26 protein-coding genes, 1 tRNA gene and 1 pseudogene are annotated in these 24,860 nt (G+C 74.5%); 13 read left to right on the top strand and 15 right to left on the bottom strand.

The features are described from left to right. Nucleotides 1-41: 41 nt before the first annotated feature. A complete protein-coding gene (locus NLX85_RS13620) occupies nt 42-1,865 on the top strand; it encodes a tetratricopeptide repeat protein (RefSeq protein ID WP_254335002.1) in 1,824 nt (607 codons plus the stop codon). A gap of 62 nt (nt 1,866-1,927) precedes the next feature. Here NLX85_RS13620 and NLX85_RS13615 read toward each other — a convergent pair whose 3' ends face one another. Next, a complete protein-coding gene (locus NLX85_RS13615) occupies nt 1,928-3,520 on the bottom strand; it encodes an MDR family MFS transporter (protein WP_254335001.1) in 1,593 nt (530 codons plus the stop codon). Between the two features lie 113 nt (nt 3,521-3,633). Here NLX85_RS13615 and NLX85_RS13610 point away from each other — a divergent pair, with 113 nt between their 5' ends. After that, a complete protein-coding gene (locus NLX85_RS13610; protein WP_254334997.1) occupies nt 3,634-4,203 on the top strand; it encodes a TetR/AcrR family transcriptional regulator in 570 nt (189 codons plus the stop codon). A gap of 33 nt (nt 4,204-4,236) precedes the next feature. Here the strand turns inward: NLX85_RS13610 and NLX85_RS13605 are convergent, their stop codons facing one another. Together NLX85_RS13605 and NLX85_RS13600 are read right to left on the bottom strand one after the other, a co-directional pair. Continuing rightward, complete coding sequence (locus tag NLX85_RS13605; RefSeq protein WP_254334995.1) at nt 4,237-4,749, bottom strand: GNAT family N-acetyltransferase; 513 nt, start codon at nt 4,747-4,749, stop codon at nt 4,237-4,239. After that, nucleotides 4,746-4,961 carry a biotin/lipoyl-binding carrier protein gene (locus NLX85_RS13600; protein ID WP_089012714.1) on the bottom strand — a complete coding sequence of 72 codons (216 nt, stop codon included), beginning with the start codon at nt 4,959-4,961 and terminating at the stop codon, nt 4,746-4,748. The genes NLX85_RS13605 and NLX85_RS13600 overlap by 4 nt, the downstream gene beginning before the upstream one ends. 227 nt (nt 4,962-5,188) lie before the next feature. Between NLX85_RS13600 and NLX85_RS33660 the strand changes: the two genes are divergently transcribed. Next, complete coding sequence (locus NLX85_RS33660; RefSeq protein ID WP_369700219.1) at nt 5,189-5,263, top strand: 50S ribosomal protein bL37; 75 nt, start codon at nt 5,189-5,191, stop codon at nt 5,261-5,263. Nucleotides 5,264-5,364: 101 nt separating this feature from the next. On the opposite strand, the gene rsrA is transcribed toward NLX85_RS33660, so the two are convergent. The 5 genes from rsrA to NLX85_RS13575 form a co-directional block, all read right to left on the bottom strand. Next, the gene (gene rsrA, locus NLX85_RS13595) at nt 5,365-5,652 is read right to left on the bottom strand and encodes a mycothiol system anti-sigma-R factor (protein ID WP_154228517.1); all 288 of its coding nucleotides are present in this window, start codon (nt 5,650-5,652) and stop codon (nt 5,365-5,367) included. A gap of 2 nt (nt 5,653-5,654) precedes the next feature. Next, on the bottom strand, nt 5,655-6,461 hold the full coding sequence (locus tag NLX85_RS13590) for a sigma-70 family RNA polymerase sigma factor (protein WP_308210721.1): 807 nt from the start codon (nt 6,459-6,461) through the stop codon (nt 5,655-5,657). A 277-nt stretch (nt 6,462-6,738) separates the two neighbouring features. Further along, nucleotides 6,739-7,356 (bottom strand): alpha/beta family hydrolase, encoded by a 618-nt coding sequence (locus NLX85_RS13585; protein ID WP_254334991.1) that lies wholly within the window; start codon nt 7,354-7,356, stop codon nt 6,739-6,741. A 103-nt stretch (nt 7,357-7,459) separates the two neighbouring features. Beyond that, entirely contained in the window at nt 7,460-7,852 is a 393-nt protein-coding gene (locus NLX85_RS13580) for a WhiB family transcriptional regulator (RefSeq protein ID WP_254334990.1), read from the bottom strand. Between the two features lie 210 nt (nt 7,853-8,062). Continuing rightward, nucleotides 8,063-8,770 (bottom strand): SOS response-associated peptidase, encoded by a 708-nt coding sequence (locus NLX85_RS13575; RefSeq protein WP_254334988.1) that lies wholly within the window; start codon nt 8,768-8,770, stop codon nt 8,063-8,065. 102 nt (nt 8,771-8,872) lie between these two features. Between NLX85_RS13575 and aroA the strand changes: the two genes are divergently transcribed. From aroA to NLX85_RS13555, 4 genes and pseudogenes are all read left to right on the top strand, one after another. After that, nucleotides 8,873-10,174: a 3-phosphoshikimate 1-carboxyvinyltransferase gene (gene aroA / locus NLX85_RS13570; protein WP_254334986.1), complete on the top strand. Its 1,302-nt coding sequence runs from the start codon at nt 8,873-8,875 to the stop codon at nt 10,172-10,174. 162 nt (nt 10,175-10,336) lie between these two features. Beyond that, nucleotides 10,337-11,272 carry a ribosome small subunit-dependent GTPase A gene (gene rsgA / locus NLX85_RS13565; protein ID WP_254335558.1) on the top strand — a complete coding sequence of 312 codons (936 nt, stop codon included), beginning with the start codon at nt 10,337-10,339 and terminating at the stop codon, nt 11,270-11,272. A 60-nt stretch (nt 11,273-11,332) separates the two neighbouring features. Then, nucleotides 11,333-12,151, top strand: coding sequence for a histidinol-phosphatase (gene hisN / locus NLX85_RS13560; protein ID WP_254334984.1), 819 nt, complete (start codon nt 11,333-11,335; stop codon nt 12,149-12,151). A 60-nt stretch (nt 12,152-12,211) separates the two neighbouring features. Beyond that, nucleotides 12,212-13,179: pseudogene (locus NLX85_RS13555) on the top strand (hypothetical protein). On the opposite strand, the gene NLX85_RS13550 reads toward NLX85_RS13555, so the two are convergent. Then, nucleotides 13,080-14,327, bottom strand: coding sequence for a glycosyltransferase (locus NLX85_RS13550; RefSeq protein ID WP_254334982.1), 1,248 nt, complete (start codon nt 14,325-14,327; stop codon nt 13,080-13,082). The pseudogene NLX85_RS13555 and the gene NLX85_RS13550 sit on opposite strands and share 100 nt — an antisense overlap. A 238-nt stretch (nt 14,328-14,565) precedes the next feature. On the opposite strand from NLX85_RS13550, the gene NLX85_RS13545 reads away from it, so the two are divergent. From NLX85_RS13545 to NLX85_RS13535, 3 genes are all read left to right on the top strand, one after another. Continuing rightward, the gene (locus NLX85_RS13545; RefSeq protein ID WP_254334981.1) at nt 14,566-15,567 is read left to right on the top strand and encodes an SDR family oxidoreductase; all 1,002 of its coding nucleotides are present in this window, start codon (nt 14,566-14,568) and stop codon (nt 15,565-15,567) included. Nucleotides 15,568-15,623: 56 nt separating this feature from the next. Next, nucleotides 15,624-16,352 (top strand): ATP-binding protein, encoded by a 729-nt coding sequence (locus NLX85_RS13540; protein WP_254334980.1) that lies wholly within the window; start codon nt 15,624-15,626, stop codon nt 16,350-16,352. 80 nt (nt 16,353-16,432) lie between these two features. Next, nucleotides 16,433-17,005 (top strand): DUF5709 domain-containing protein, encoded by a 573-nt coding sequence (locus NLX85_RS13535; RefSeq protein WP_254334979.1) that lies wholly within the window; start codon nt 16,433-16,435, stop codon nt 17,003-17,005. A 3-nt stretch (nt 17,006-17,008) separates the two neighbouring features. On the opposite strand, the gene NLX85_RS13530 is transcribed toward NLX85_RS13535, so the two are convergent. Together NLX85_RS13530 and macS are read right to left on the bottom strand one after the other, a co-directional pair. Continuing rightward, complete coding sequence (locus tag NLX85_RS13530) at nt 17,009-17,641, bottom strand: response regulator transcription factor (RefSeq protein WP_254335556.1); 633 nt, start codon at nt 17,639-17,641, stop codon at nt 17,009-17,011. 11 nt (nt 17,642-17,652) lie between these two features. After that, nucleotides 17,653-18,777 (bottom strand): MacS family sensor histidine kinase, encoded by a 1,125-nt coding sequence (macS, locus tag NLX85_RS13525; RefSeq protein WP_254334978.1) that lies wholly within the window; start codon nt 18,775-18,777, stop codon nt 17,653-17,655. Between the two features lie 115 nt (nt 18,778-18,892). On the opposite strand from macS, the gene NLX85_RS13520 reads away from it, so the two are divergent. Then, nucleotides 18,893-19,357, top strand: coding sequence for an ATP-binding protein (locus tag NLX85_RS13520; RefSeq protein WP_254334977.1), 465 nt, complete (start codon nt 18,893-18,895; stop codon nt 19,355-19,357). Nucleotides 19,358-19,377: 20 nt separating this feature from the next. Here NLX85_RS13520 and NLX85_RS13515 read toward each other — a convergent pair whose 3' ends face one another. After that, on the bottom strand, nt 19,378-20,316 hold the full coding sequence (locus NLX85_RS13515) for a ribose-phosphate pyrophosphokinase (RefSeq protein ID WP_254334976.1): 939 nt from the start codon (nt 20,314-20,316) through the stop codon (nt 19,378-19,380). 65 nt (nt 20,317-20,381) lie between these two features. On the opposite strand from NLX85_RS13515, the gene glpK reads away from it, so the two are divergent. Next, complete coding sequence (gene glpK, locus NLX85_RS13510) at nt 20,382-21,866, top strand: glycerol kinase GlpK (RefSeq protein ID WP_254334975.1); 1,485 nt, start codon at nt 20,382-20,384, stop codon at nt 21,864-21,866. Nucleotide 21,867: 1 nt separating this feature from the next. Here glpK and NLX85_RS13505 read toward each other — a convergent pair whose 3' ends face one another. Further along, nucleotides 21,868-22,701, bottom strand: coding sequence for a phosphoribosylaminoimidazolesuccinocarboxamide synthase (locus NLX85_RS13505; RefSeq protein ID WP_254334973.1), 834 nt, complete (start codon nt 22,699-22,701; stop codon nt 21,868-21,870). A 137-nt stretch (nt 22,702-22,838) separates the two neighbouring features. Here NLX85_RS13505 and NLX85_RS13500 point away from each other — a divergent pair, with 137 nt between their 5' ends. Then, entirely contained in the window at nt 22,839-24,158 is a 1,320-nt protein-coding gene (locus NLX85_RS13500; protein ID WP_254334970.1) for an extracellular solute-binding protein, read from the top strand. 48 nt (nt 24,159-24,206) lie between these two features. Here NLX85_RS13500 and NLX85_RS13495 read toward each other — a convergent pair whose 3' ends face one another. After that, nucleotides 24,207-24,458, bottom strand: coding sequence for a hypothetical protein (locus tag NLX85_RS13495; RefSeq protein ID WP_091318445.1), 252 nt, complete (start codon nt 24,456-24,458; stop codon nt 24,207-24,209). Between the two features lie 111 nt (nt 24,459-24,569). Continuing rightward, nucleotides 24,570-24,643 (bottom strand) — tRNA-Met (locus tag NLX85_RS13490). Nucleotides 24,644-24,860 lie beyond the last annotated feature (217 nt).

The raw sequence follows: 24,860 nt of genomic DNA, 5'->3' as shown, positions 1-24,860 counted from the left end.
AGGCTTGCCCGGCTGGCGGACCGACCACCCGAGAGGACGACGTGCCCGAGGACGACCCCGCGCTCTCCGCGGAGGAGGAACTCGCGCTGGCCCGGCTGGCGCTGGCCGAGGGTGACCTCCGGCACGCCGCCGACCACGTCGCCGCCGCGCTCGTCCAGGCGCCCACGCTGCCCGAGGTGCACGAGACGCTCGCCCGGCTCGCCGCGGCCGGCGGCGGCGACCTGGACCTCTTCCCGCTCGGCCACCACGCCTTCGTCGGCGCGGTGGTGGCCCGCGCCCACCTGCTCGCCGCCGCCGGCCGCCCCGCCGAGGGGCTCGACCTGCTGGCCGCGGCCACCGGCTACGCCCCCGCCGCCGAGTGGGCGGCCGTGCCCTGGGTGACCGCGCCCGACCTGCCCGAACGGCTCGACCCCGAGCGCACCGCCCGGATCCTCATGCAGATCTGCGCGGCCGCGCCCGACCCCGTCCCGCGCCGGCTGCGCGACCCGCTGCGCCCGTACCTCACCCTGGCCCGCAACGCGGTCACCGTGCACCCCGCCCACCCGCTGCTGCTGGGCGCGGCGTCCGCGCTGGCCCGGCGCCTCGGCGAGGTCGCCCTCGCCGTCACCTGGGCCTCCCGGGGGGTACGCGCACAGCCCACCAAACTCGGCGAGGTGTGGCTCGGTTACGCGTACCGCAGCGCCGGCCGGACCCGGGACGCGCTCGCCGCCCTCGAACGGGCCGTCGCCCTCGACCCCGACGACCTGGCGGTCTACGCCGACATCGCCGGCACCCTCGCCGACAACGGCCGGCTCGACGAGGCGCTGGCCTGGACCGACCGGGCCCTCACCAGGGACCCTGCCTTCGACTGCGCCGTGCACACCGCGCACCGGCTGCGGTTCCAGCGCGACGGGAACGTGGCCCACCTGGTCGCCCTCGCCGACTTCGTCCGGGACCACCCCGACGACACCCACGAGCACGGCGACCTGGCCGAGTCCTGCCGTGGCCGCCCCTGGCTCGGCCAGGTCACCCCGGCCGGCGGGCCGGTGCTGGACGCGCTGCGCCAGGCGCTCGCCGCCGAGACCGGCGGCCCGGTCGCCGTGCGCCTCGACGGGCTGGAACCGCCGAGCGCCATGCGGACCGCGGCGGCGGCCGCACCGGGACTGGCCGTCGAGGTGGCCGCGGTGGCCGACCCGGACCCGCGCGAACCCCGCCGCGCCACCACCTGCCAGCTCTGGCGGTACGACGGCACGGTGGCCGCGCCCACCCTGCCCACCCCCTCGGCCGAGGCGGCGGAACGGATCCGGCAGCTCGCCCACCCGGCCTGGCCGCACCCCCCGGCCGCGTACGACGCCGCCGTGGCACTGGCCACGCTGGACCTGTCCGACCTGCTCGCCCTGCTGGTGCACCCCCCGGCCGCGCCGGCCACCGCGCTGGGGCGGGTGCTCGCCGGCCAGGACCCGTCGCTGTGGGTGCGCTGCGTGCAGGTCTGGGCGTGCCTCGGCCTGCTGCACCACCGCACCGACGAGCCGTGGGCGGAGTCCACCCGGCGCCGGACGCTGCTCGAACTGGTCTGGGGCGTGGAGGACTGGATCACCGAGGCGGCGTTGTTCGCCCTGGTCACCGCCGCCTGGGTGGACCCCGCCGTACGCCCGGACGTGGCGCGGGCGGTGGCCGAGCGGCTCGCCGACGTGGCGGCCGTGGCCCGCGAGCGCCGGGTGCCGATCGCCGTCTCGCTGGCCCACCTGGCGCTGGCCACCCCGGAGCTCGACCCGGCCACCCGGGAACTGGCCGACACCCTGGTCGCCGGCCCGGCGCCGGTCGCCCCGGCCGGTTTCCTGCGCCGCCTCCGGCACCGCCTGAGTGCCCTCTTCCGCCGTAACTGACGGGAAAACGGCGCGGCCACGCCGTACCCGGTGACGGGTCGGCGTGGCCGCGACGGGTGGGGTCAGGCGACGGGGGCCCTGCCGAGGGCGGCCTCGGCCTGGTCCTCCGGGGTGGCGTCCGCCGGCGGGGCGTCGTTCGACGACCGCAGCGGGACCTCCTTGATGAACCAGGCGAGCACCGGGACCGCCACGGTGAAGAAGACGGCCCAGAAGAAGACGTGCGAGATGGCGTCGGAGAGCCCGCCGAGCACGACCTCCCGCACCGGGCCGGAGAGCTCCTTGAGCTTGTCGAGGTTCATGGCGCCGCCCTCGCCACCGCCCCCGCTCGCGAAGGCCGGACCGGCCGCGGAGTCGGCGAGCCGGTTGGCGAAGATCGCGCCGAAGAGCGAGACGCCGAACGAGCCGCCGATCGACCGGAAGAAGGTGGCCGCGCCGCTCGCCGCGCCGAGGTCCTTCTGTTCCACGCTGTTCTGCGCGATGAGCATCGAGGTCTGCATGAGGAAGCCCATGCCGACGCCGAGCACCACCATGTAGAGCGAGGAGGCCGTCTTGCTGGTGCCCAGGTCGAGCTGGGTCAGCAGGCCCATGCCGGCGGTCATGACCACGCCGCCGGCGATCGGGAAGGCCCGGTAGCGCCCGGTCTTCGTGATGGCCCGGCCGACGACCAGCGAGACCACCAGCATGCCGAACATCAGCGGGAGCAGCAGCAGGCCGCTGTTGGTGGCCGAGGCGCCCTGCACGGTCTGCTGGTAGAGCGGCAGGAAGTTCATGGCGCCGAACATGGCGAAGCCGAGCAGGAAGCCGATCACCGAGATGAGGGCGAAGTTCCGGTTGGCGAACAGGCCCAGCGGCAGGATCGGCTCGGGGGCCCGCCGCTCGACGAGACCGAACGCCACCAGGGCGACCAGGGCGAGCGCCGCGAGGCCGAAGATCTGCGGGGAGGCCCAGTCGTACTGGTTTCCGCCCCACGTGGTGACCAGCACGATCGCGGTGATGCCGACGGAGAGCAGCGCGGCGCCCAGCCAGTCGATCTTGTGCTCGGTGCGGTACTTCGGCAGGTGCATGGTGGTGGCGAGGACCAGCAGAGCCACGCCGCCGAGCGGCAGGTTGACGTAGAACGCCCAGCGCCAGGAGAGGTTGTCGGTGATGAAGCCGCCGACCAGCGGGCCGGCCACCATGGCGATGGCCATGATGCCGGCGATCATGCCCTGGTAGCGGCCCCGCTCGCGGGGCGGCACCAGGTCGCCGATGATCGCCATGACGCCGACCATCAGGCCGCCGGCGCCGAGGCCCTGGACCGCGCGGAACGCGATCAGCTCGATCATTCCGGTGTCGACGCCGCCGAAGACGCTGGAGCCGGACATGCCGCAGAGCGCGGAGCCGATCAGGAAGACGACCACCGCGGTCAGGAACACCGTCTTGCGGCCGTAGAGGTCACCGAGCTTGCCCCAGATCGGGGTGGAGACCGTGGTGCCCAGCACGTACGCGGTGACCACCCAGGTGAAGTGGTCGGCCCCGCCGAACTCGAAGACGATCCGCGGCAGCGCGGTGCTGACGATCATGTTGTCGAGCATCGCGAGCATCATCGCGATCATCAGGCCGAACAGCACGACCCGGACGTTGGGTCTCGCCGTCACCTGTGCTGGTTGACTCATGGGTAAGCTCCCCCGAAGATCTGTGACCAACTTACTTGCCGTCCGGCTAGCTACCTTACTAGCCGGACGGTAAGTTGGGCAGTAGGAACCGTCAAGCGAATTGGGTGGTACGGGTGAGGGAGAGCACAGGCGGCACGCGGGAGCGCATTCAGGCCGTCGCGCTGGAGCTCTTCACCGAGCAGGGCTACGAGAAGACCTCGCTCCGGGAGATCGCCGAGCGGCTCGGCGTGACCAAGGCCGCCCTCTACTACCACTTCAAGAGCAAGGACGAGATCGTCAGCAGCTTCGTCGACGACCGGCTGCGCCGGATGGACGAGCTGATCGAGTGGGCCGGCACCCAGCCGGCCACACTGGCGACCCGGCGCGAGCTGATCAACCGGTACGCGGACGCGATGTTCGCCGGCGAGCTGCCCACGGTCATGCGGTTCTTCGAGCAGAACCAGACGGTGCTCAAGAGCCTCGCCGCCGGGCAGCAGATGCGCGAGCGGATGATGTCGCTGGCGCACGAGCTGAGTCGGGGCGACGACTCCCCCGCCGCCCAGCTACGCGCCGTGCTGACCCTGTTCGCCGTGCACAGCAGCTGGTTCGCGGTCCGCACTCCGGGCATCACCGGCGACGAGCGCCGGAAGATCGCCCTCGAGGTGGCCGACGAGCTGCTCGCGAAGATCGCCGACGAGTCCTGACCCGGGCCGGCCCGCGGCAGGCGGGCGGTGCGGTCAGGCGGGCGGCGTGAGGTCCAGGCGCAGGCCCAGCAGTTCCACGCCGGGCACCGGGGTCCAGTCCTTCTCCGGCGCCCGCACGAAGCCCAGCCGCGCGTAGAGCCGCCGCGCCACGGGGGCCAGCCCGCTGCGTACGCAGATCACCACGGCCGAGCAGCCCAGCCCGGTGGCGCGGGCCACGCAGGCGTCGACCAGGGCCGCCCCGGCCCCCCGGCCCTGCGCCGCGGGGTCGACGGCGAGCATCCGGAACTCGGCCTCACCCGGGCCGGCGAGCTCGGCGTACGGGGTACCGGGCAGCACGAACGTCACGGCGCCCAGCACCTCGCCGGTGACCTTGTCGGCGGCGACCAGCACCTCGCCGGTCTCCGCCCGGGTGGCCACGTCGGCGAGCACCGGGGCGTAGCCGGTCTCGCCCTTGAGCTGCCCGTCGGCCTCGTACGCGGCGACCGTCAGGCGGGCCACCGCCGGGAAGTCCGCCGGCTCGGCGCGGCGGACCAGCAGCCCGCTCAACCGATCACCGCGATGAGGTCACCGTCCTGCACGACGTCGCCCTCGTTGACCGCGATCTGCTGCACGACACCGTCGGACTCGGCGATCACCGGGATCTCCATCTTCATCGACTCCAGGATGACCAGCGTGTCGCCCTCGGACACGGTGTCCCCGGCCGACGCGACGACCTTCCAGACGTTCGCCACCATCTCGGCGCGGATCTCCTCGGCCATCTTCGGGCCCTCCCTCTCGACCGGTGTTCCTGCGAACGGTATCCAATCATGACTCCGCTCACGTCCGGCACCGCGCGCCCGGCACGCCGGATCCGCCCCCACCGGTCCCCGGGCACCGCCGTCGGCACTAGCATCAGCGCCGTCGGTTCCCGGCGCCCGGGAACCGGTACGCGACCTCCGCCGCGCTCGCCCGCGGCCGGACCGTGACCAGCACAAGGAGGCAGAGCATGGCGAAGAAGGCCCGCAAGAAGAAGGCCCGGAAGAAGAGCGGCGCCAACCACGGCAAGCGCCCCAACTCCTGATCCCCGGATCGGAGCGGTGCCGGCCCCCGGGCCGGACACACCGGTGGCCCGGGTCCACGCGGACCCGGGCCACCGGTGTCTTCAGCTCGTGCCCGCTGCCGTCAGTCGGCCAGCTCGCGGGACTCGGTGGTCTCGAAGACCACCAGCTCGCTCAGGCGGACCCGCAGCCGCTCGCGCAGCTGCTCCGGCGCGGTCTCGTTGCCGCAGCAGCGGGCGACCAGCGCCTTCACCTCCTGCTCGATGCCGTACTCGTGCAGGCAGGGCCCGCACTCCTCCAGGTGCTCCCGGATGAGGACGCGGCGCTCCTCGCCACACTCCAGATCCAGGTAGAGGTAGACCTCCGCGAGCACCTCGCGGCAATCCGTCTCGTGCGGCTTCCCACAGCTCACGGTCACACCTCCCGGCCGGCGGCGGCGGTCGAGCCCTTCGACGGCGCGGCGGTGAAGCCCCGCTCCGCCGCGTACTGCTCGAGCAGCTTGCGCAGATTACGACGGCCGCGGTGCAGCCGCGACATCACGGTGCCGATAGGCGTGCCCATCACGTCGGCGACCTCCTTGTAGGAGAAGCCCTCGACGTCGGTCAGGTAGACCGCCATGCGGAACTCCTCCGGCAACTGCTGGAGGGCCTCCTTGACGTCGCTGTCCGGCAGCCGGTCCAGCGCCTCGGTCTCCGCCGAGCGCAGCCCGCTGGACGTGTGCGACTCGGCCTCGGCGAGCTGCCAGTCGGTGATCTCGTCGGTGGGGGCCTGCACCGGCTGGCGCTGCCGCTTCCGGTAGGAGTTGATGTAGGTGTTCGTCAGGATCCGGTACAACCAGGCCTTCAGGTTGGTGCCCTGCTCGAACTGGTGGAAGGCGGCGTACGCCTTCAGGTACGTCTCCTGGACCAGGTCCTCGGCATCCGCCGGGTTGCGGGTCATCCGCAGCCCGGCAGCGTAGAGCTGATCGACGAAGGGCATCGCGTCCCGCTCGAAGCGGGCCCTGCGCTCGTCCGTCTTCTCGGTCGTCAACCGCACGTCCCCTCGCGTCGGATACCTTCCCGCCGAGGATACGCGTACCCGCCTGTCGGCAGATTCACTTCCGGACTGTGTGCCGGTGCTCACGGTCGTCGCCCCCGCGGGCCATTCCGGCGCGTCGAGCAGCTGCCTGAGCTGCCGCGCGTCCCGTTCGTCCCGCTCCCGGCTCCGTGTCTCGGTCGGCACCGGTCACCCCCCTCGGCTGGAAATGTCATCCGGAGGTAGTAACGCGCGCCGTGGGGCGGGACATTCCGTCACCGCCCCACCCGTTCCTGGTCCCGGCCTCGGCCGCGACCGACGCTGGGACCAGGAAGGGCCTGGGAGGGTGGCCCCGGACGCCCGAACCGGACGCCCGACACCACCCGTAGCAACGACCCGCCGCCACCGACGGTCACGCCGGCCCGGCGCCGCCGCCGCGTGTCGCCCGCCCGGCGCCCGGCGGTCGCGGGCCCGGGAGACCCGGTCAGGTGGGGAGCCAGCCCCGGCCACGGAGCCAGTCGCGGACGACGGCGGCCGTGGCCGCCGGGTCGCCGCGGAGGTCGTGCCGCTCCCCCGGACGGGTCACCACCTCGACGCCGGGCCCCGGCTCGGGCACCCCGAACGGGTCCCGGTCGCCGTTGACCACCAGCGTCGGCAGGCCGGTGCGCAGTTCCCCGTCGCGCGACCGTTCCGGGCGTCCGGGCGGGTGCAGCGGGAACGCCAGCGCGACGATCCCGGCCGCGCCCACGGTGTGCGCGGTGCGGCAGGCGACCCGGGCGCCGCTGGACCGGCCGCCGACCAGCCAGCGGGCCGCCTCCGGGTGGCGGGAGCGGAGTACGGCCAGCACCGCCGTCCACGCCTCGTCGAGGTGGCCCGCCGGGGCGGGGGCGCGCCGGCCGGCCACCCGGTACGGCTGGGTCACCCGGATCACGCCCGCCCCGGCGCCGACCAGCGCGTCCCGGACGGCCACCAGGTCCGGGGCGTCCACGTCGCCGCCCGCCCCGTGGCCGAGCACCAGCACGGTGGCACCGCCGGCCGCCGGCAGGTCGGTGTGGACGCGGGCCGGTCCGCGGGGTGTCCCGATCTCGTCGCTGTACCGCACCGGCCCATTCTGCGGGCGGCGCCGGCCGTGCCGGCCCTCAGGTGGAGAAATGCGGTCGCCCGCGCCCCCGATGGCGGGAACGCGGGCGACGGTCGAACGGAAATCAGCCCGATGGCACCAGGGTGAGGAGGCGGTCACGGACCGGCGGGCCGGCCTCGTCGACCGCGTCCGGGTCCGGTTGCACCTCGCTGCGCCAGGCGACCAGCATGGCCCGCCGTTCGCGGGGCGTGGTGCCGCCCCAGACGCCGTGGCAGTCGCCCACCTCCAGCGCCCAGGCCAGGCAGGACCCCTGGACGTCACAACTGCGGCAGAGCGCCACGGCCGCGTCGGCCGGTTCGTTGGGTGCCGGAAAGAACGTCTCCGGGTCCACGCTCTGGCAGGTTCCTCTGGTCCGCCACGCCTCGTCCTCGCGCCGCTCGCGCAGGGCCCGCAGCAGTCGCGGATCTCGCCGCGCGGCGGCCACCTCGTGCGGGCGGGGCATACGTGCCCGTGTCAATACACCCACCTCCCCCGTGGGACCGGCAAAGATCATAAAAGATCGATGGGTGCCATCCGCCCCGTGCGAACAGACGCCCACCACCGGCGCTGTGTTCTATCGCACTTGCGCAGGCGGGGACAAGGGTCTTCGGTAAACATGGCTAAACGGCCGGGCGACGTTTCAGGCGCAACCCCGGCAAATCAGCACACGACAATGTGCTGAGTGTGATCAGAACAGCGTCATTTCCGTGTCAGCCTCCGCACGCGCCAGCGGGACCCGGGCGGTCAGCGCCGGGCCGTCGTTGCGGACGTCGCCGACCGCCGGGGAGACCGGGCGGATCTCCAGCCCGGCGAGCCACTCCGGAGCGGGCGGCGCGAGCAGCGTGGCGGGCTCCCCGGTCGGGCCGAGCCAGGACCCCCAGCGCTCCCGGGGCAGCAGCAGCGGCATCCGGTCGTGCACCTCGGCCAGGTCGCCGACCGCCGCGGTGGTCAGCACGCTGAACGTGAGCCGGGCCTCGCCGTCCGGGTCCCAGACCGACCAGATGCCGGCGAAGGCCAGCACCGAGCCGTCGCGCGGGGTCATGAAGTAGGGCTGCCGCCGGCCGTCGGCCTGCCGGACCCACTCGTACCAGCCGTCGGCCGGGACGAGGCAGCGGCGGCGGGCGAAGGACGGGGCGTACGCCCGGCTGGTGGCGACCGTCTCCACCCGCGCGTTGATCATGCGGGCGGCGCCCGCGGCGGTGCGCGACCAGTGCGGGACGAGACCCCAGCGGCCGACGGAGAGCAGCCGGTGCCCCTCAGGTGCCAGCCGGACGAGCGGCACGGGATCGGTCGGCGCCACGTTGAAGTCGGGCCCGACACCGCCGGTGGAGTCGGACGACTCGAACAGCGCGCTCAGGTCCCCCGCGCTCCGGGTCGTCGCGTACCTCCCGCACATGGCGCCAACGCTAACCCGCCGCCGGCGTTCCGGCTGTCCCGCCAACCGGGAGCAGGCGCGACGCGCGGTTCCACCGACCCGTGGAGTTGGCAGAATGTGAGCGTGGGGAATCTGACCGCGACCCGGCCGCCGCAGCCGTGGACCGCGCCGACCGCGAGCGACCCGGTCGCCGCGACGCTGCGCCTGCCCGGCTCCAAGTCGATGACCGCCCGTGCCCTGGTGCTCGGCGCGCTGGCCAGCGGCCCGTCGACGCTCGACCGGCCCCTGCGGGCCCGGGACACCGAGCTGATGGCCGGCGGCCTGCGCGCGCTGGGCGCGTACATGTCGGTCTCCGACGACGACCGCTGGCTGGTCCGGCCGCATCCGCTGGTCGGCCCCGCCCACGTCGACGTGGGCCTGGCCGGCACGGTGATGCGGTTCCTGCCGCCGGTGGCCGGCCTGGCCGAGGGCCGGGTCACCTTCGACGGCGACCCGCACGCCCGGACCCGCCCGCTCGGCCCGCTGATCGGCGCACTGCGTTCCCTCGGCGTCCGCATTGACGCCCCGCCGGCCGGCAGCCTCCCGCTGGTCGTCCTCGGCGCCGGCCGGGTCACCGGCGGCGAGGTGGTCATCGACGCCTCCGCCTCCAGCCAGCTCGTCTCCGGCCTGCTGCTGGCCGGGCCCCGCTTCGACCGGGGCGTGGTGGTCCGGCACGAGGGTCTGCCCGTGCCGTCCGCACCGCACCTGCGGATGACCGTGCAGATGCTGCGCGCCGCCGGAGCCGCGGTCGACGACACCACCCCCGACGTCTGGACGGTCGAGCCGGGCCCGCTGACCGGGCGGGGCTGGGAGATCGAACCGGACCTCTCCGGCGCGGCGCCGTTCTTCGCCGCCGCCCTGGTCACCGGCGGTGAGGTGACCCTCCAGGGCTGGCCGCGCAGCAGCCTCCAGCCGGTCGAGCAGCTGCGCGGGCTGCTGCACCGGATGGGCGGCGAGGTGACGCTGGGCACCGCCGGGCTGACCGTGCGGGGCACCGGCACGGTCCGCGGGGTGGACGCCGACCTCTCCGACGTCGGCGAGCTGACCCCGGTGCTGACCGCGCTGGCCATGCTCGCCGACTCCCCGTCCCGGCTGACCGGCGTCGGCCACATCCGGGGGCACGAGACCGACCGGGTCGCCGCGCTGGCGAAGGAGTTCACCGCGCTGGGCGCGGACCTCACCGAGACCACCGACGGGCTGGAGATCCGCCCCCGCCCGCTGCGTGGCGGGACGTTCCGGACGTACGCCGACCACCGGATGGCGCACGCCGCGGCGGTGGCCGGGCTGGCCGTCCCCGGCATCGAGGTCGACGACGTCTCGTGCACCTCGAAGACCATGCCGGAGTTCCCGGCACTATGGTCGGGGATGGTGACCGGCAAGAGCTGACGACGGGGGGACGTCCTGGCGACGAAGCGGCGGGAGTACGACGAGGACGACGTCCGGGTCCGACCCGGCAAGTCGTCGCGCCCGCGTACGCGCACCCGGCCCCGGCACGAGGACGCCGTCGACGGGTTCGTGATCGCCGTCGACCGGGGGCGCTACACCTGCGTGTTCCCCGACGCCGGTCCGGACGACCCGACCGTCACCGCGATGCGGGCCCGCGAGCTGGGCCGCAAGTCGGTCGTGGTGGGCGACCGGGTGAGCCTGGTCGGCGACACCTCCGGCGCCTCCGGCGCGCTGGCCCGGATCGTCCGGATCGCCGAGCGCCGCTCGGTGCTGCGGCGCACCGCCGAGGACGACGCCACCACGGCCGAGGGGCGGCTGGAAAGGGTGGTCGTGGCGAACGCCGACCAGCTCGTGATCGTCAGCGCGCTGGCCGACCCGCCGCCGCGCACCGGGTTCATCGACCGCTGCCTGGTGGCCGCGTACGACGCCGACATCGAGCCGCTGCTCTGCCTGACCAAGGCCGACCTGGCCGGCCCGGAGGCGGTGCTCGGCTACTACACCGAGCTGGAGCTGCCGTACGTGCTGATCCGGCCGGACTCGGACCTGGCTGCGCTGCGCGCGCTGCTCGCCGGCCGGGTCTCGGTCATGGTGGGGCACTCCGGGGTGGGCAAGTCGACGCTTGTCAACCGCCTCGTCCCGGAGGCCGGCCGGGCGGTCGGCACGGTCAGCGCGATCGGCCGGGGCCGGCACACCTCGACCAGCGCCGTGGCGCTCCGGCTGCCCCCGCAGCCGAATGCCGACGGTGATCCGGGCTGGATCATCGACACCCCGGGCGTACGCAGCTTCGGGCTGGCGCACGTCTCCGCGGAGAGCCTGCTGCACGGCTTCCCCGACCTGGTGGAGGCGACGGTCGACTGCCCGGCCAACTGCCAGCACACCGCCGAGGAGGCGGACTGCGCGCTGGACGCCTGGGTGGCCGGCGGCAAGGCCGATCCGCGCCGGCTGGCCTCGTACCGCCGGCTGCTGGCCTCCCGCAGCGGCGAGGGCGATCCGCGCGAGCCGGAGCGGAACCCCGGCGACCCGCTCGCCGGTTCCTGACCGGCGGAACCCCGGCCACCCGCCGCTCGCGGCCGCGCGGGCGTCGCTAGCGTGTCGACCATGACCGGGTACGCCGACGACCTCGCCCTCGCCCACCGGCTCGCGGACGCCGCGGACGCCCTCTCCACGGCCCGGTTCCGCGCCCTCGACCTGCGGGTGGAGTCGAAGCCCGACCTGACCCCGGTCTCCGACGCGGACACCGCCGTGGAGCGGGAGATCCGCGCTCTGCTGGCCACCCACCGCCCCGGCGACGGACTGATCGGCGAGGAGTACGGCGAGCAGCCGGCCACCGGCCCGGACGGGCGCCGCTGGGTCGTCGACCCGATCGACGGCACCAAGAACTTCGTCCGCGGCGTACCCGTCTGGGCCACCCTCGTCGCGCTGCTGGAGGGGGACCGGGCCGTGCTCGGCCTGGTGTCCGCCCCGGCGCTCGGCCGGCGCTGGTGGGCGGCGACCGGCGCGGGCGCCTTCGCGGGCCCCGACCTGGCCTCCGGCGCGCCCATCCGGGTCTCCGGGGTGACCACCCTGGCCGACGCCAGCTTCTGCTACTCCTCGCTCACCGGGTGGGAGGAGGCCGGCCGGCTGGAGCCGGTGCTCCAGATCATGCGGGACTCCTGGCGCAGCCGGGCGTACGGCGACTTCTACGGCTACATGCTGCTGGCCGAGGGGGCGCTGGACGTGATGGTGGAGCCGGAACTGTCGCTCTGGGACGTCGCCGCGCTGGTTCCGATCGTCACCGAGGCCGGGGGCACGTTCACCGACCTGGCCGGGCGGCCGACCCTGGCCGGGGACGGCGCGGGCGACCTCAGCGCCATCGCCAGCAACGGCCCGCTGCACGGCGACATCCTGGCCCGGCTCGGCCGGCCGGCCGAGCGCTGACCCGTCGGTAACCTCTATCCTCGCCAGGTGGTCTCCTCCGGTTGGTGCTTCCTGGCGGCGATGATCGTCGCGTACGGCTTCGCCAACCTCCTCCAGTCGGTGGCCGCGGCGCGCACCACCGTGCACCACACCTTCGATCCCGGGCTGCTGCTCCGGCTGGCCAGTCACCGGACCTACCTGGTCGGGCTCTCCTGCCAGGTCGTCGGCTTCGTGCTGGCCTTCCTGGCCCGCCGCGACCTGCCGCTGTTCCTGGTCCAGGCGAGCGTGGCGGCCGGGCTGGGCGTCACCGCCGTGCTCGGCGTGCTGGTGCTCAAGTGGCGGCTGCCGGCCGCCGAGGTGGGGCTGCTGGTGCTCCTGTTCGGCGGGATCACCGCGCTGGTGCTGGCCGCCCAGCCGGCGCCGTCCCGGCAGCTCGGCACCGCCGGGCTGGTCGGCCTGGCGGTGGCGCTGGGGGTGATCGCGGTGCTCGGCTTCTTCGCCGTCCGGCTGCACGGCGCGCCCGGCTCGGTGGTGCTGGGCTCGCTGGCCGGGATGGCGTTCTCCGCCGCCGCCGTGGCGGCCCGGCCGCTCGCCTCGGCCGACTCGGCGGAGGCGTTCGTCCGGGATCCGCTGCTCTACCTGCTGATCGCCCACTCGGTGGTGGGCCAGCTCCTGCTCGGCCTGGCCATGCAACGCGGCTCGACCACGGCCGCGGTGGCCGCGATGGACGCCGCCGGGGCGGTGCCCGCGGCCGTCGTCGGCCTGCTGCTGCTCAACGACCGGATCTGGCCGGGCCGGGAGTGGCTGGCCGGGCTCGGCTTCCTGGTCACGCTGGCCGCAGTGGTCGGCCTGACCCGCTACGCCGAGCCGCAGCACCACCACGCGGTGGCACGGGACCGGGAGCCCGCGATGATCGGCGCCGGCTCGGCCGTGCGCGCCCGGCGCTGAGTCAGGCCGCCTCGACGGGTCCGCGCTGCTCGGCGGCCACCTCGACCTCGACGGGGGCCGGGGCCTCGGCCGGCTTCCGGCGCCCGATCACCCGCTCGTAGAGCCGCTCCAGCGCGCCGGCCGTCCGTTCCCAGGTGTAGCTGCACCGGACCCGGTCCACCGCGGCGTGCCCGTACGCGAACCGCCCGGCGTTGTCGGCGAGGATGCGGCGCAGGGTGACCCCGAGCGTGCGCACGTCCCCGGGTGGCACCAGCTTGCCGGTCACCTCGTCGACCACCGCGTCGGCGATGCCGCCCATGGCGTAGCCGACCACCGGGACGCCGCAGGCCATCGCCTCCAGCGAGACCCGCCCGGCGGACGAGTAGTGCGGGGTGCAGGCGACCACGTCGGCGGAGCGGTACCAGGTGGCCATCTGGTCGTGCGGGACCGCGCCGACCAGCTTCACCTGCTCGGCCACCCCGGTCCGCTCGGCCAGCTCGCGCAGCCGGCGCGCCTCGGCGTGGTTGGCGAGCTGCTCGGCCGGCGGGCCGCCGGCGATGACCAGCTCGGCGTCGCCGACCAGCCGCATGGCCCGGATCAGGTCCTCCTGGCCGTGCCCGGGCGCGAGCCCGCCGACGGAGAGGATGCGGGCCCGCTGGTCGCGGGGCGCCGCCTCGCCGTCGGGGTGGAACTGCGTGGTGTCCACGCCGGTCGGCACCATCGCCACCGCGGTGCGCTGGAGTCCCATCCGGGTCAGCTCGTCGACCTCGTCGTTGCACTGGGCGACCGCGATGTCGACGGCCCGGGTCAGCGCCCGTTCCAGCGGGATCCGCTCCCCCGGCCCGTCGTACTGCCCGCCGAGGTGACGCAACTGCTCGACGCCGAGGGAGTGGAAGGTCTGCACCACCGGGATGTCGGTCTCGCGGACGGCGTGGGCCGCGGCCAGGCCACCGACCCAGTAGTGCCCGTGCACCACCTCGGGGGCCCAGTCGCCGGACCACCGTTGCGCCAGCCAGCGGCCGAACTCGGTCACGTACGGCACCAGCTCGGCGGTGGGCAGCGGGGCGGGCGGGCCGACGGGGACGCGCTCCAGGTGATAGCCGTCCACGTCGACGGACTCCTGGCCCGGCGCGTCGCGGCGCTCGTACACCCGGACGTCGTGGCCCCGTGCGGCGAGTTCGGCCGCCACCCGCGCGATGTGCTGGTGCGTCCCGACGGTGGGACCGTCGACGGACGGGCCGGCGTGCGCGCACACAAGGCCGACGCGCATGGTGCACCTCCATGCGTTCTCGCGAGCGGTGGGGTCCTCCGGTCAGAGGGTCCCATTAACCCGGCCCCGGTGCGCCGAAACCTGGCAGATCGGGAGCGGACCGGCGGGCCGTCGCGCGGATGGGACAGCGGGCGGCACGGTCGCCTTGGGGACAGGTTGCCCGTACGGACCGCGCGCCAACCGTGATCCGGGCGACTCGGGCGGCATGACGGGCCCGGACGGGGGGTACGGGCGAGGAATGCCTCTCACCCGCAGCCTCGACGACTCCACTGTCGTGATCACCGGCGCCTCCAGCGGGATCGGTGCGGCCACCGCGTACGCGGTGGCCCGCCGGGGCGCCGACGTGGCGCTGGCCGCCCGGAGCGAGGAGGCGCTGCGCCGGGTCGCCGACCGCTGCCGGGAGCTGGGCGGGCGGGCCCTGGTCGTGCCGACCGACGTGACCGACCCGGAGGCGGTGGTGCGGCTCGCGGCGCGGACGGCGGCCGAGTTCGGCCGGATCGACGCCTGGGTCAACAACGCGGCGGTGGGCACCGTGGGGCTCTTCGACGAGATCCCGGTGACCGAGTTCCGCCGGGTGGTCGAGGTGAACCTGCTCGGCACCGTGTACGGGACCAGGGCCGCGCTGCCCTGGCTCGAGGCGGCCGGCGGCGGGGTGCTGGTCAACAACGCCTCGGTGCTGGCCGAGGTGGCCATGCCCTACCAGTCGGCGTACAACGCCACGAAGCACGCGATCCGGGGGCTGGCCGACACGGTCCGGCAGGAGCTGCGGGTCACCGGCCGGGGCCACATCTCGCTCTGCACGGTGCTGCCGGCCAGCATCGACACCCCGTTCTTCCGGCACGCCGCCAACCACACCGGCCGGGAGCTGACGCCGCCCCCACCGGTCTACCCGCCGGAGATGGTGGCCGAGACGATCGTGCGGCTGCTGCGCCGGCCACGGCGGGAGGCGTACGCCGGGGGCGCGGCCCGGCTCATGGGCCTCCAGTGGCGGCTCGCCCCGGCGCTGGCCGAGCGGGTGCTCGGCTGGTACACCGCACGCACCCAGTTCGGCCCCGGCGTACGCCTGGACGCCACCGGCAACGTCTTCCACGCCGACGCGACGGCCGAGCGGACCGACGGGTGGCAGGGCCGGCGGGCGCAGCTGATCCGGCTGACGGCGGCCTTCGGCCTGGCGGCGGCCGGAACGGCCGTCGGCACCGTGGCGGCGATGAGCCGGCGTTCCCGGACGGACCGCTCATGAGTCCCGCCGACCGGACTGATGCGCGTCGGGGGGCTGGCATGCACAATGGGACGATCATGCCGACGGACGTGCGCTGCCTGGTGGAGACGGACGAGTCATCCGCCGTCGTCCGGCTGACCGGCGTGCTGGACCTGGCCGGGCTCGACGCCGTCCGGGGCGCGCTGCTCGCCCGGCTCTGGCAGCGGCCGGGGGCGGTGATCGTCGACCTGTCCGGTGTGCGGATCGCCGATCCGGCGGCCCGGGGCGTCCTCGACGAGGTGCATCTCGCGGCGGCCGACTGGCCGGCCGCCGGCCTGCTGGTGCTGGACCCGGCCGGGCGGCCGGGCGGCGCCGCGCCGGTCCACCGGTCCCTCGACTCGGCGCAGGCCGCGCTGCGCGACGCGCCGCTGGCCGCGGTGCTCAGCGCCGACCTGCCCCCGGTCGTGGCGGCGGCCCGGGAGGCGCGGGCACTTGTCACCGACGGCTGCGCCCGGTGGAACGTGCCCGAGTTGGCCGAGCCGGCCACTATCGCGGTCACCGAGATGGTCAACAACGTGGTGGCGCACACCGGGACGCCGATGACCGTCCGGGTGGCGCCCCGGGACAGCGCCCTGCACCTGGCCGTCCGGGACCACTCCCACCGGCGGCCGGCGTACGCCGGGCTGGCCCCGCTCACCTCCACCGGAGGCCGGGGGCTGCTGCTCATCGACACGGTGGCCCGGCGCTGGGGCAGCACGCCGCTTCCGGACGGCAAGGTCGTCTGGTGCGTGCTGCACGCGGAGGACGAGGCCCCGCTCCGCGGCTGAGGCCCCTTTTAGCCCCGTTCCTCCCGATCCACCCCGCCGGTTGCGGTTAATCCGGCGAGCGCAGTGGGTAGTTCCCGGTCATGCGCGACGACGAGTACCCCACCCCCGTGTCCGACCCCGAGGCGGAGGGCCTGCCGGACACCGCCGACGACGACTCGACCGCCAAGGACGACGTGCTGACCGGACGCGAGGCGGACGGGCCGGAGCCGGCCCAGCTGCCCGGCGACCGCACCCCGGTGGCCGTGGACCGCTTCGGCACCACCGCCGAGGAGCAGCTCGACGGCGAGTCGCTGGACTACAAGCTCCAGCGCGAGCAGTACGAGCGACCGGCGGACGACCCGCTGGCCGGTTCCGTCGACCCGGACATCGCGGCCGAGGCGGACAGCGAGGAGGCCGCCGCGCAGGCCCAGCTCGACGCCGACGTGATCGACCCGGGCCCGACCTCCGACCCGCACTCCCCGGTCTCCATCTACGACCACGGCCAGCTCGGCACGGTCGCCGACCACCAGGTGGGGCGGCTGGTCGAGCCGGACGAGGGGGCGCACACCGACCAGGAGACCGACAACGTCGCCTACGACGCCGGCTCGGCCGGGGGCGGGGCGACCGCGGAGGAGCTGGCCGTCCACGAGACCCGGCCGCCCGAGGCGAGCTGAGCCTCAGCCGTCCAGGCCCCGCTCGATCGCGTACCGGGTCAGCTCGACCCGGTTGTGCAGCTGGAGCTTGCCGAGCGTGTTCTGCACGTGGTTCTGCACCGTCCGGTGCGAGAGCCCGAGGCGCTCGGCGATCTGCTTGTACGACAGCCCCTTCGCCACCAGACGCAGCACCTCGGTCTCCCGCTCGGTGAGCCGGGGTGCGTCGTCGTGCGGGGCGGGCGGCGTCGCGGCCAGCCGGCGGTACTCCCCCAGCACCAGCCCGGCCAGGCCCGGGGTGAAGACCGGCTCGCCGGCCGCCGTGCGGCGGACCGCGTCCAGGAACTCGGCCGGCGCGGCCGACTTCAGCAGGTAGCCGGTGGCGCCGGCCTTGACCGCGTCCAGCACGCTCTGCGGCTCGCCGCTGGCCGACAACATCAGCACCCGCACCTCGGGGAGGGCCGCGCGCAGCCCCTGGACCACCTCGACGCCGGAGACGTCCGGCAGTTGCAGGTCGAGCACGACCACGTCCGGGCGGGCCGCCGCGGCCACCCGGACCGCCTGGCGCCCCTCCCCGCTGGTCGCCACCACCACGTGCCCGGCCTCGGTGAGGTCGCGGGCCACGCCCTCCCGCCACATCGGGTGGTCGTCGACCACCATCACCCGGATGCTCACCGGCCGCTCCGCGGCACGGTCAGCTCGATCTCGGTGCCGGTGCCCGGGGCGGAGAGGATGCGCACCTCGCCGCCCAGGTCGGCCACCCGGCCCCGGATGGACTGGGCCACCCCGAGCCGGCCCTGCGCGGCGGCCTCGGCCAGCCGCCCGTCCGGGATCCCCGGGCCCTCGTCGCGTACCGAGACGGTCACCGTCTCCCCCTCGTCCTCGATCAGGACCCAGGCCCGCCCGCCGGCGTGCCGGGTCACATTGTCCAGCGCCGCACCGACCGCCGCGGCCAGTTCGCCGGCCACCCGCCCGGGCAGCGGCACCGGGGTGGCCGGCGCGGCCACCTGCACGCTCGTCGAGGCGTACCGGTCGAGCAGGTCGCGCAGGTCCCGGGCGTCGCCCGCCCCGTCCGGCGCGGCGCGCGCCCGGCCGATCAGCGCGCGCAGCGCGGCCTCCTGCTCGCCGGCCAGCCGGGCCAGTTCGGCGGCCTCGCCGTCCAGGTCGGCGCCGCGCCGCCGGACCAGCGCCAGCACCTGCAGCACCGAGTCGTGGATGTCCCGGGCCAGCCGCTCCCGTTCCCGGGTGGCCGCCTCCAGCTCCACCGCGCGTTGCAGCCGCGCCTCGGCCTCCACGGCCAGCCGGGCCACGTGACCCACCACCACGCCGGCCAGCAGCAGGAGGATCACCCCGGTGAGCGAGGACTGGCCGATCCGCTCCCGGGTGGCCAGGTCGGCCCCGCCGAGCACCAGCGCGGCCACCGCGCCGCGCCGGCGGCCGCCGGAGACCGCCCAGGCCAGCACCGGCCCGGCCAGCCACGCGACGGTCAGGGTGGGCACGCCGGAGGAGAGCGCCGCGCGGCCGATCACCCACGGCGTGGCCAGCATGATCGCCAGCACCACGCCGAGGTCGGCCAGGAGCAGGGGCCAGCGCCGTCCCGCCGGGCGCCCGTAGCCCGCCGTGGTCACCCCGGTCCAGGCCAGCATCCCCAGGAGTACGCCGCCCGCGGCGACCGGGTGCGCGTAGCGGTGGGCGTCGCGGAGGACCAGCGCCCCCACGTACGCCAGCGAGGCGAAGCGGAACACCGCGATGGACCGCCAGAGCGGGACCTCCAGGCCCTCCGGGGACGACGGCATGCGCGACACCCTGCCACAGCCGCGCACCGCCGGGCCGGAAGGTGCGGTGCGAGAAACCCTGACGTACGGTGGAAATGCCGCGAAAATGACCGAGATCCATCGCCGGGACGGGGCCATGACAAACGCAGAATCCCCCGCACCGCGTACGGTTGTGCCCATCGAACCTTCCCTCCTCATCGCCGAGGCCTTCACCCAGGCCCAGGTGACCGAGCTCCGACACTCGGTCACCTCGTGCGCGCACGCGGCGGGACTGGCCGGGCAACGGCTCGACGACTTCGTGCTGGCCGTCAACGAGCTGATCACCAACGCGGTCCGGCACGGCGGCGGGCAGGGCCGGCTGCAGCTGTGGCGCCGCGCCGGCGAGCTGGTCTGCGAGGTCGCCGACCACGGTCACGGGATCAGCGCGCGGCGGCTCAGCGAGCGTGCGCGGCCCGCACCGGACACCGCCGGCGGCTGGGGCCTCTGGCTGGCCCGGGAGCTCAGCGACACCATGGCGGTGGAGACCGGCGAGGCCGGCACGGTCGTCCGGATCACCACGGCGCTGGCCGCCCGGCGCGTCACCCACCCGTCCGACGGCTGACCCGGTCGCGACGGGCGGCCTCAACCGAAGAGGGCGCTCACCGACTCGCCGTTGTGGATCCGCCGCATCGCCTCGGCCAGGGCCGGCGCCACCGAGAGCACCTCCAGCTTCGGCACCCGCTTCTCCTCCGGGATCGGCACCGTGTTGGTGCAGACCACCTCCAGCACCCCGTCCTGCTCGCTCAGCCGCTTCAGCGCGCCGCTGGAGAAGAGGCCGTGGGTGCAGGCCAGCCGGATCGAGCGGACCTTCCGCTCCCGCAGGTGGCTCATCAGCTCGATCACCGTGCTGCCCTTGGCGATCTCGTCGTCCAGCACGATGACGTCCCGGTCCGCCACGTCGCCGATGATCGCGCTGATCTGCACCCGGTCGTCGCTGAACCGCTGCTTGGCGCCGGCCGCGACCGGGGTGCCGAGCATCCGGGCGAACGCCGCCGCCTCCTTGGCGTTGCCCAGGTCCGGCGAGACCACCACGGTGTTGGTCAGGTCCCGGCCCTTGAAGTGGGCGGCCAGCTCGCGCAGCGCGTGCAGGTGGTCCACCGGGACGCTGAAGAAGCCGTGCACCTGCGGCGAGTGCAGGGTCATGGCGAGCACCCGGTGCGCGCCGGCCGAGGTGAGCAGGTCGGCGACCAGCCGGCCGCCGATCGAGATGCGCGGGGCGTCCTTCTTGTCCGACCGCGCGTACGCGTAGTGCGGCAGCACCACGGTGATCCGGCCGGCGGACGCGCCACGGGCCGCGTCGATCATGAGCAGCAGCTCGACCAGGTGCTCCTGCACCGGCGGCACCAGCGGCTGGATGAGGAAGACGTCCCGCTCCCGGCAGTTCGCCTGCAACTGCACCTCGAGGCAGTCGTTGGCGAACCGGGACACCCGCACCGGGTGCAGCGGGACGTCGAGGTGGGCACAGATCTCGGCGGCGAGTTCCGGGTGGGCGGTCCCGCTGAACACGGCAATGTCACGCACGTCTGTTGATCGTACGGGTGGATCGGGGAGAGACGGTGGACGCTCCCGGCGGGTACGGTGCTGCCGTGACCGGAGAGTTCGTCGTCGCCATCGATCAGGGCACCACCTCCTCGCGGTGCATCGTCTTCGACCGGGCCGGGGACATCGTCTCCGCAGCACAGCGCGAACACCGGCAGATCTTCCCGCGGCCGGGCTGGGTGGAGCACGACGCCGAGGAGATCTGGGCCAACGTCCAGCAGGTGGTGCTGGAGGCGCTCGCCGCCGCCGGCACCGGGCCGGACGGGCTGGCCGCCGTGGGCATCACCAACCAGCGCGAGACCACCGTGGTGTGGGACCGGGCCACCGGCCGCCCGGTGGCCAACGCCATCGTCTGGCAGGACACCCGCACCGGGCCGCTCCTGCGCGAGCTGGCCGAGGCGTACGACGAGGAGCGGCTGCGCGCCCGCACCGGCCTGACCCTGGCCACCTACTTCGCCGGCCCGAAGCTGCGCTGGCTGCTCGACCACGTCGACGGGCTGCGCGACCGGGCCGAGCGGGGCGAGGTGCTCTTCGGCACCATGGACAGCTGGCTGATCTGGAAGCTCACCGGGCGGCACGTCACCGACGTGACCAACGCCAGCCGCACCATGCTCATGGACCTGGAGACCCTGGACTGGGATCCCGAACTGCTCGACGCGCTGCGCATCCCCGCCGCGATGCTGCCCGAGATCCGCTGCTCCGCCGAGGTCTACGGCACCGCCGACGGGGTGCTCGCCGGGGTGCCGGTGGCCAGCGCCCTCGGCGACCAGCAGGCCGCCCTGTTCGGGCAGACCTGCTTCCAGCCCGGCGAGGCCAAGTGCACGTACGGCACCGGCAGCTTCCTGCTGCTCAACACCGGGGCCAGCCCGGTCCCCTCCCGGCACGGCCTGCTCACCACGGTGGCCTACCGGATCGACGGCCACCCCGCCGTGTACGCCCTGGAGGGCGCCATCGCGGTCACCGGCTCGCTGGTGCAGTGGCTGCGCGACAACCTCGGCCTGATCTCCACCGCCCCCGAGGTCGAGGAGCTGGCCCGCACGGTCGACGACAACGGCGGCTGCTACGTGGTGCCGGCCTTCTCCGGGCTCTTCGCCCCGCACTGGCGCAGCGACGCCCGCGGGGTCATCGCCGGGCTGACCGGCTACATCACCAAGGGGCACCTGGCCCGTGCGGTGCTGGAGGCCTCGGCCTGGCAGACCCGTGAGGTGGTCGACGCCATGAACGCCGATTCCGACGTGGCGCTGCGCCGGCTCCGGGTGGACGGCGGGATGACCGGCAACACCCTGCTCATGCAGTTCCTCGCCGACGTCCTCGACGTGCCGGTGGTCCGCTCCCGGATCACCGAGACCACCTGCCTCGGCGCCGCGTACGCGGCCGGCCTGGCGGTCGGCTTCTGGCCGGACCTGGGCACGCTGCGCGCCCAGTGGCGGTCGGACGCGCAGTGGACGCCGGAGATGGACCCGGCGCACCGCGAGCGGGAGCTGCGCAACTGGCGCAAGGCCGTGCAGCGCACCCTCGACTGGGTGGAGTGACTCAGTCCCAGCGGTTGCCGGTGAGCTTCTCGTAGACCTCGACGTAGCGGGCCCGGGTCGCCTCGACCACCTCGGCCGGCACCTCGGGGGCCGGCGGCTGCCGGTCCCAGCCGCTGCCGGTGGCCCAGTCGCGCACGTACTGCTTGTCGAAGGAGAACTGGGCGCGGCCCGGCTGGTAGGACTCGGCCGGCCAGAACCGGGACGAGTCGGAGGTGAGCAGCTCGTCGGCGAGGACCAGGGTGCCGTCCGGCGCCCAGCCCAGCTCGATCTTGGTGTCGGCGATCAGGATGCCCCGGTCGGCGGCGATCTCCGCGCCCCGCCGGTAGACGTCGATGGTGATCTGCCGCAGCCGCTCGGCGGTCTCCGCGCCCACCTTGTCGACCACCTCGGCGTACGTGATCGGCTCGTCGTGCTCGCCCTTGGGCGCCTTGGTCGACGGGGTGAAGATCGGCTCGGGCAGGATCGACGCCTCCACCAGGCCGCGGGGCAGCTCGACACCGGAGACCGCGCCGGTGCGCTGGTACTCGGCGAAGCCACCGCCGGTGAGGTAGCCGCGGGCGACGCACTCGACCTGGACCATGTCCAGCCGCTGGCAGCGGATCGCCCGCCCGGCGAACTCGGCCGGCACGTCGGTGGCGGAGATGACGTGATTCGGCACCAGGTCGGCCAGCTGCTCGAACCACCACAGCGACAGGGCGGTGAGCAGGCGGCCCTTGTCCGGAATCGGGGTCGGCAGCGCCACGTCGTAGATGGAGATGCGGTCGGAGGCGACCAGGATCAGGTCCTCGCCGTCGGCGTAGACGTCCCGAACCTTGCCCGAGTGCAGAAGTTCCACGGCGCTAGTACACCATGGGTGGGGCCGCCGCCCGGTGCGGCCACCGGCCGTCCCGTCCGCACCGGCGTTGACACCCCCGCCCGACGCCTGTGTAAATGGTCCATCCGCAGCAGCGGCCCGCAACACGGGAGAAATTCGTGCGCCCACCGCAGTCCGTCCCTCGCCCCGGCGTCGACCGGCGGCGGCTGCTCGGCGCGCTGACCGGGCTGCCGCTGCTCGCCGCCGGGCTGTCCGGCTGCGGCCCGGAGGAGGAGGCCCCGGTCGACGACGGGCCCATCGAGCTGTCGGTGTTCTGGTGGGGTGGGGCCCGCCGGGCCGAGGCGACCGAGAAGGCGCTGCGCCTCTACTCCCAGCAGAATCCCCGGGTCAGCTTCCGGGTGACCTGGCAGGGGCTCACCGGCTACTACGACCGGCTGGCCACCCAGGCCACCGGCGGCAACGTGCCCGACCTGTTCCAGATCGACGACACCCTACTCACCGAGTACGCCCGCCGGGAGATCGTCCTCGATCTCAGCGCCTACGTCGCCGACAACCGGCTCGACCTGCGCGGCCTGCCCGAACATCTGGCCCGCTACGGCCGGGTGGACGAGCGGACCGTGGCGGTGCCCGCGGCGCAGACCAGCGCGGCGCTGGTCTACAACCGGGACCTGCTGCGCCGCCTCGGGCAGCCCGAGCCGCGCACCGGGATGTCCTGGCGGGAGTACGCGCACTGGGCCTCCCGGGTCACCCGCGCCTCCGGCAACCGGGTGGCCGGCACCATGGACCCGTCCGGCGACTACCGGGCGCTCTGGCTCTGGCTGCGCGGCCTGGGCAGCGAGCTGTACCAGGGGCGGCAGCTCGGCTTCAGCTCCGGCGAGCTGCTCGACTGGTTCGAGTTCTGGGAGGTCGCCCGCTACGACCAGGCCACCCCGAGCGCCGCTCTGGTGGAGCAGGCCGACAGCGGCGAGCTGGCCCGCCAGCTCGTGGTCACCGGCCACGCGGCCGCGTCGTTCGCCTGGTCGCACCAGTTGCCGGAGCTGCAACGGCTCACCGACGACGAGCTGGACCTGACCGCCTTCCCGGGCGCGCCCGCGGCGCAGTGGCCCCGGGCCTCCATGTACTGGGCCGCCTTCCGCGGCAGCCGCCACCCGAGCGTGGTGGTCGACGTGATCAACTTCCTGACCACCAACGTGGCGGCCGGCCGGATCCTCGGCATCGAGCGCGGCCTGAACGCCGCCGTCCCGGTCCGCAGGTTCGTCGTCGACGGCGTCACGGACCGGGCCGAGAAGCAGGTGGTGGCCCTCGGCACCGAACTGGACGAGCTGACCGGGCCGGCGCCCGCGCCGCCGCCGAAGGGGCACGCCAAGGTGCGTACCCTGCTCATCGACGCGGCCGAGAGCATCCGCGCCAAGCGCTCGGGCGCCCGGACGGCGACCTCGCGGTTCATGGCCCAGGCGACCGCGGCCCTGGCCGAGTGACCGCCGCCCGCCGCGCCCCCGGGGGCGCGGCGGGCGGACCGGTTCCCGTCAGCGCGGCGGACCGCCGCGCCGGCCCCGCATGAGGCGCAGCACCAGCAGCACGATCACCACGACCACCGCCAGGCAGCAGAGCAGCCCGAGGAAGCCGAAACCGCCTCCCCGGGACCGCCGCCGGGCGGCCTCCACCACCAGTTCCCCCGTGCCCGTGGAGGCCCAGGCCGCGACCGGCACGAACACCGAGAGCACGACCGCACCGAGGACCGCGCTGAGGCGGCCCCACCATCTGTTCCATCCAGACATGCCCCCATCCTCGCCGAGGAGCGCAACCGGGGCAGGACGGACGGGCCGGATCACGGCAGCCGGAAAACGGCGAAAGGCCCCGGAGCGAACTCCGGGGCCTTTCGTGACGAGTAGCGGGGACAGGATTTGAACCTGCGACCTCTGGGTTATGAGCCCAGCGAGCTACCGAGCTGCTCCACCCCGCGTCGGCTTCTACAGCCTATCTCATGTCCGCCGTGGAGATCAGCCGGGTTCCCCGATCCGGCCGGGTGGCGAGGGTCACCGTCGCCGTGCGCGGCGCCCCGGCATGACGAAGGGCCCCGGAGTGAACTCCGGGGCCCTTCGCGACGAGTAGCGGGGACAGGATTTGAACCTGCGACCTCTGGGTTATGAGCCCAGCGAGCTACCGAGCTGCTCCACCCC

Origin of the sequence: Micromonospora sp. A3M-1-15, assembly GCF_024213425.1 — a bacterium.
Classification (GTDB): Bacteria; Actinomycetota; Actinomycetes; order Mycobacteriales; family Micromonosporaceae; genus Micromonospora; species Micromonospora chersina.
Note: the sequence above shows the minus strand (reverse complement) of the source record. Positions and strands in the feature narration are given on the sequence as shown.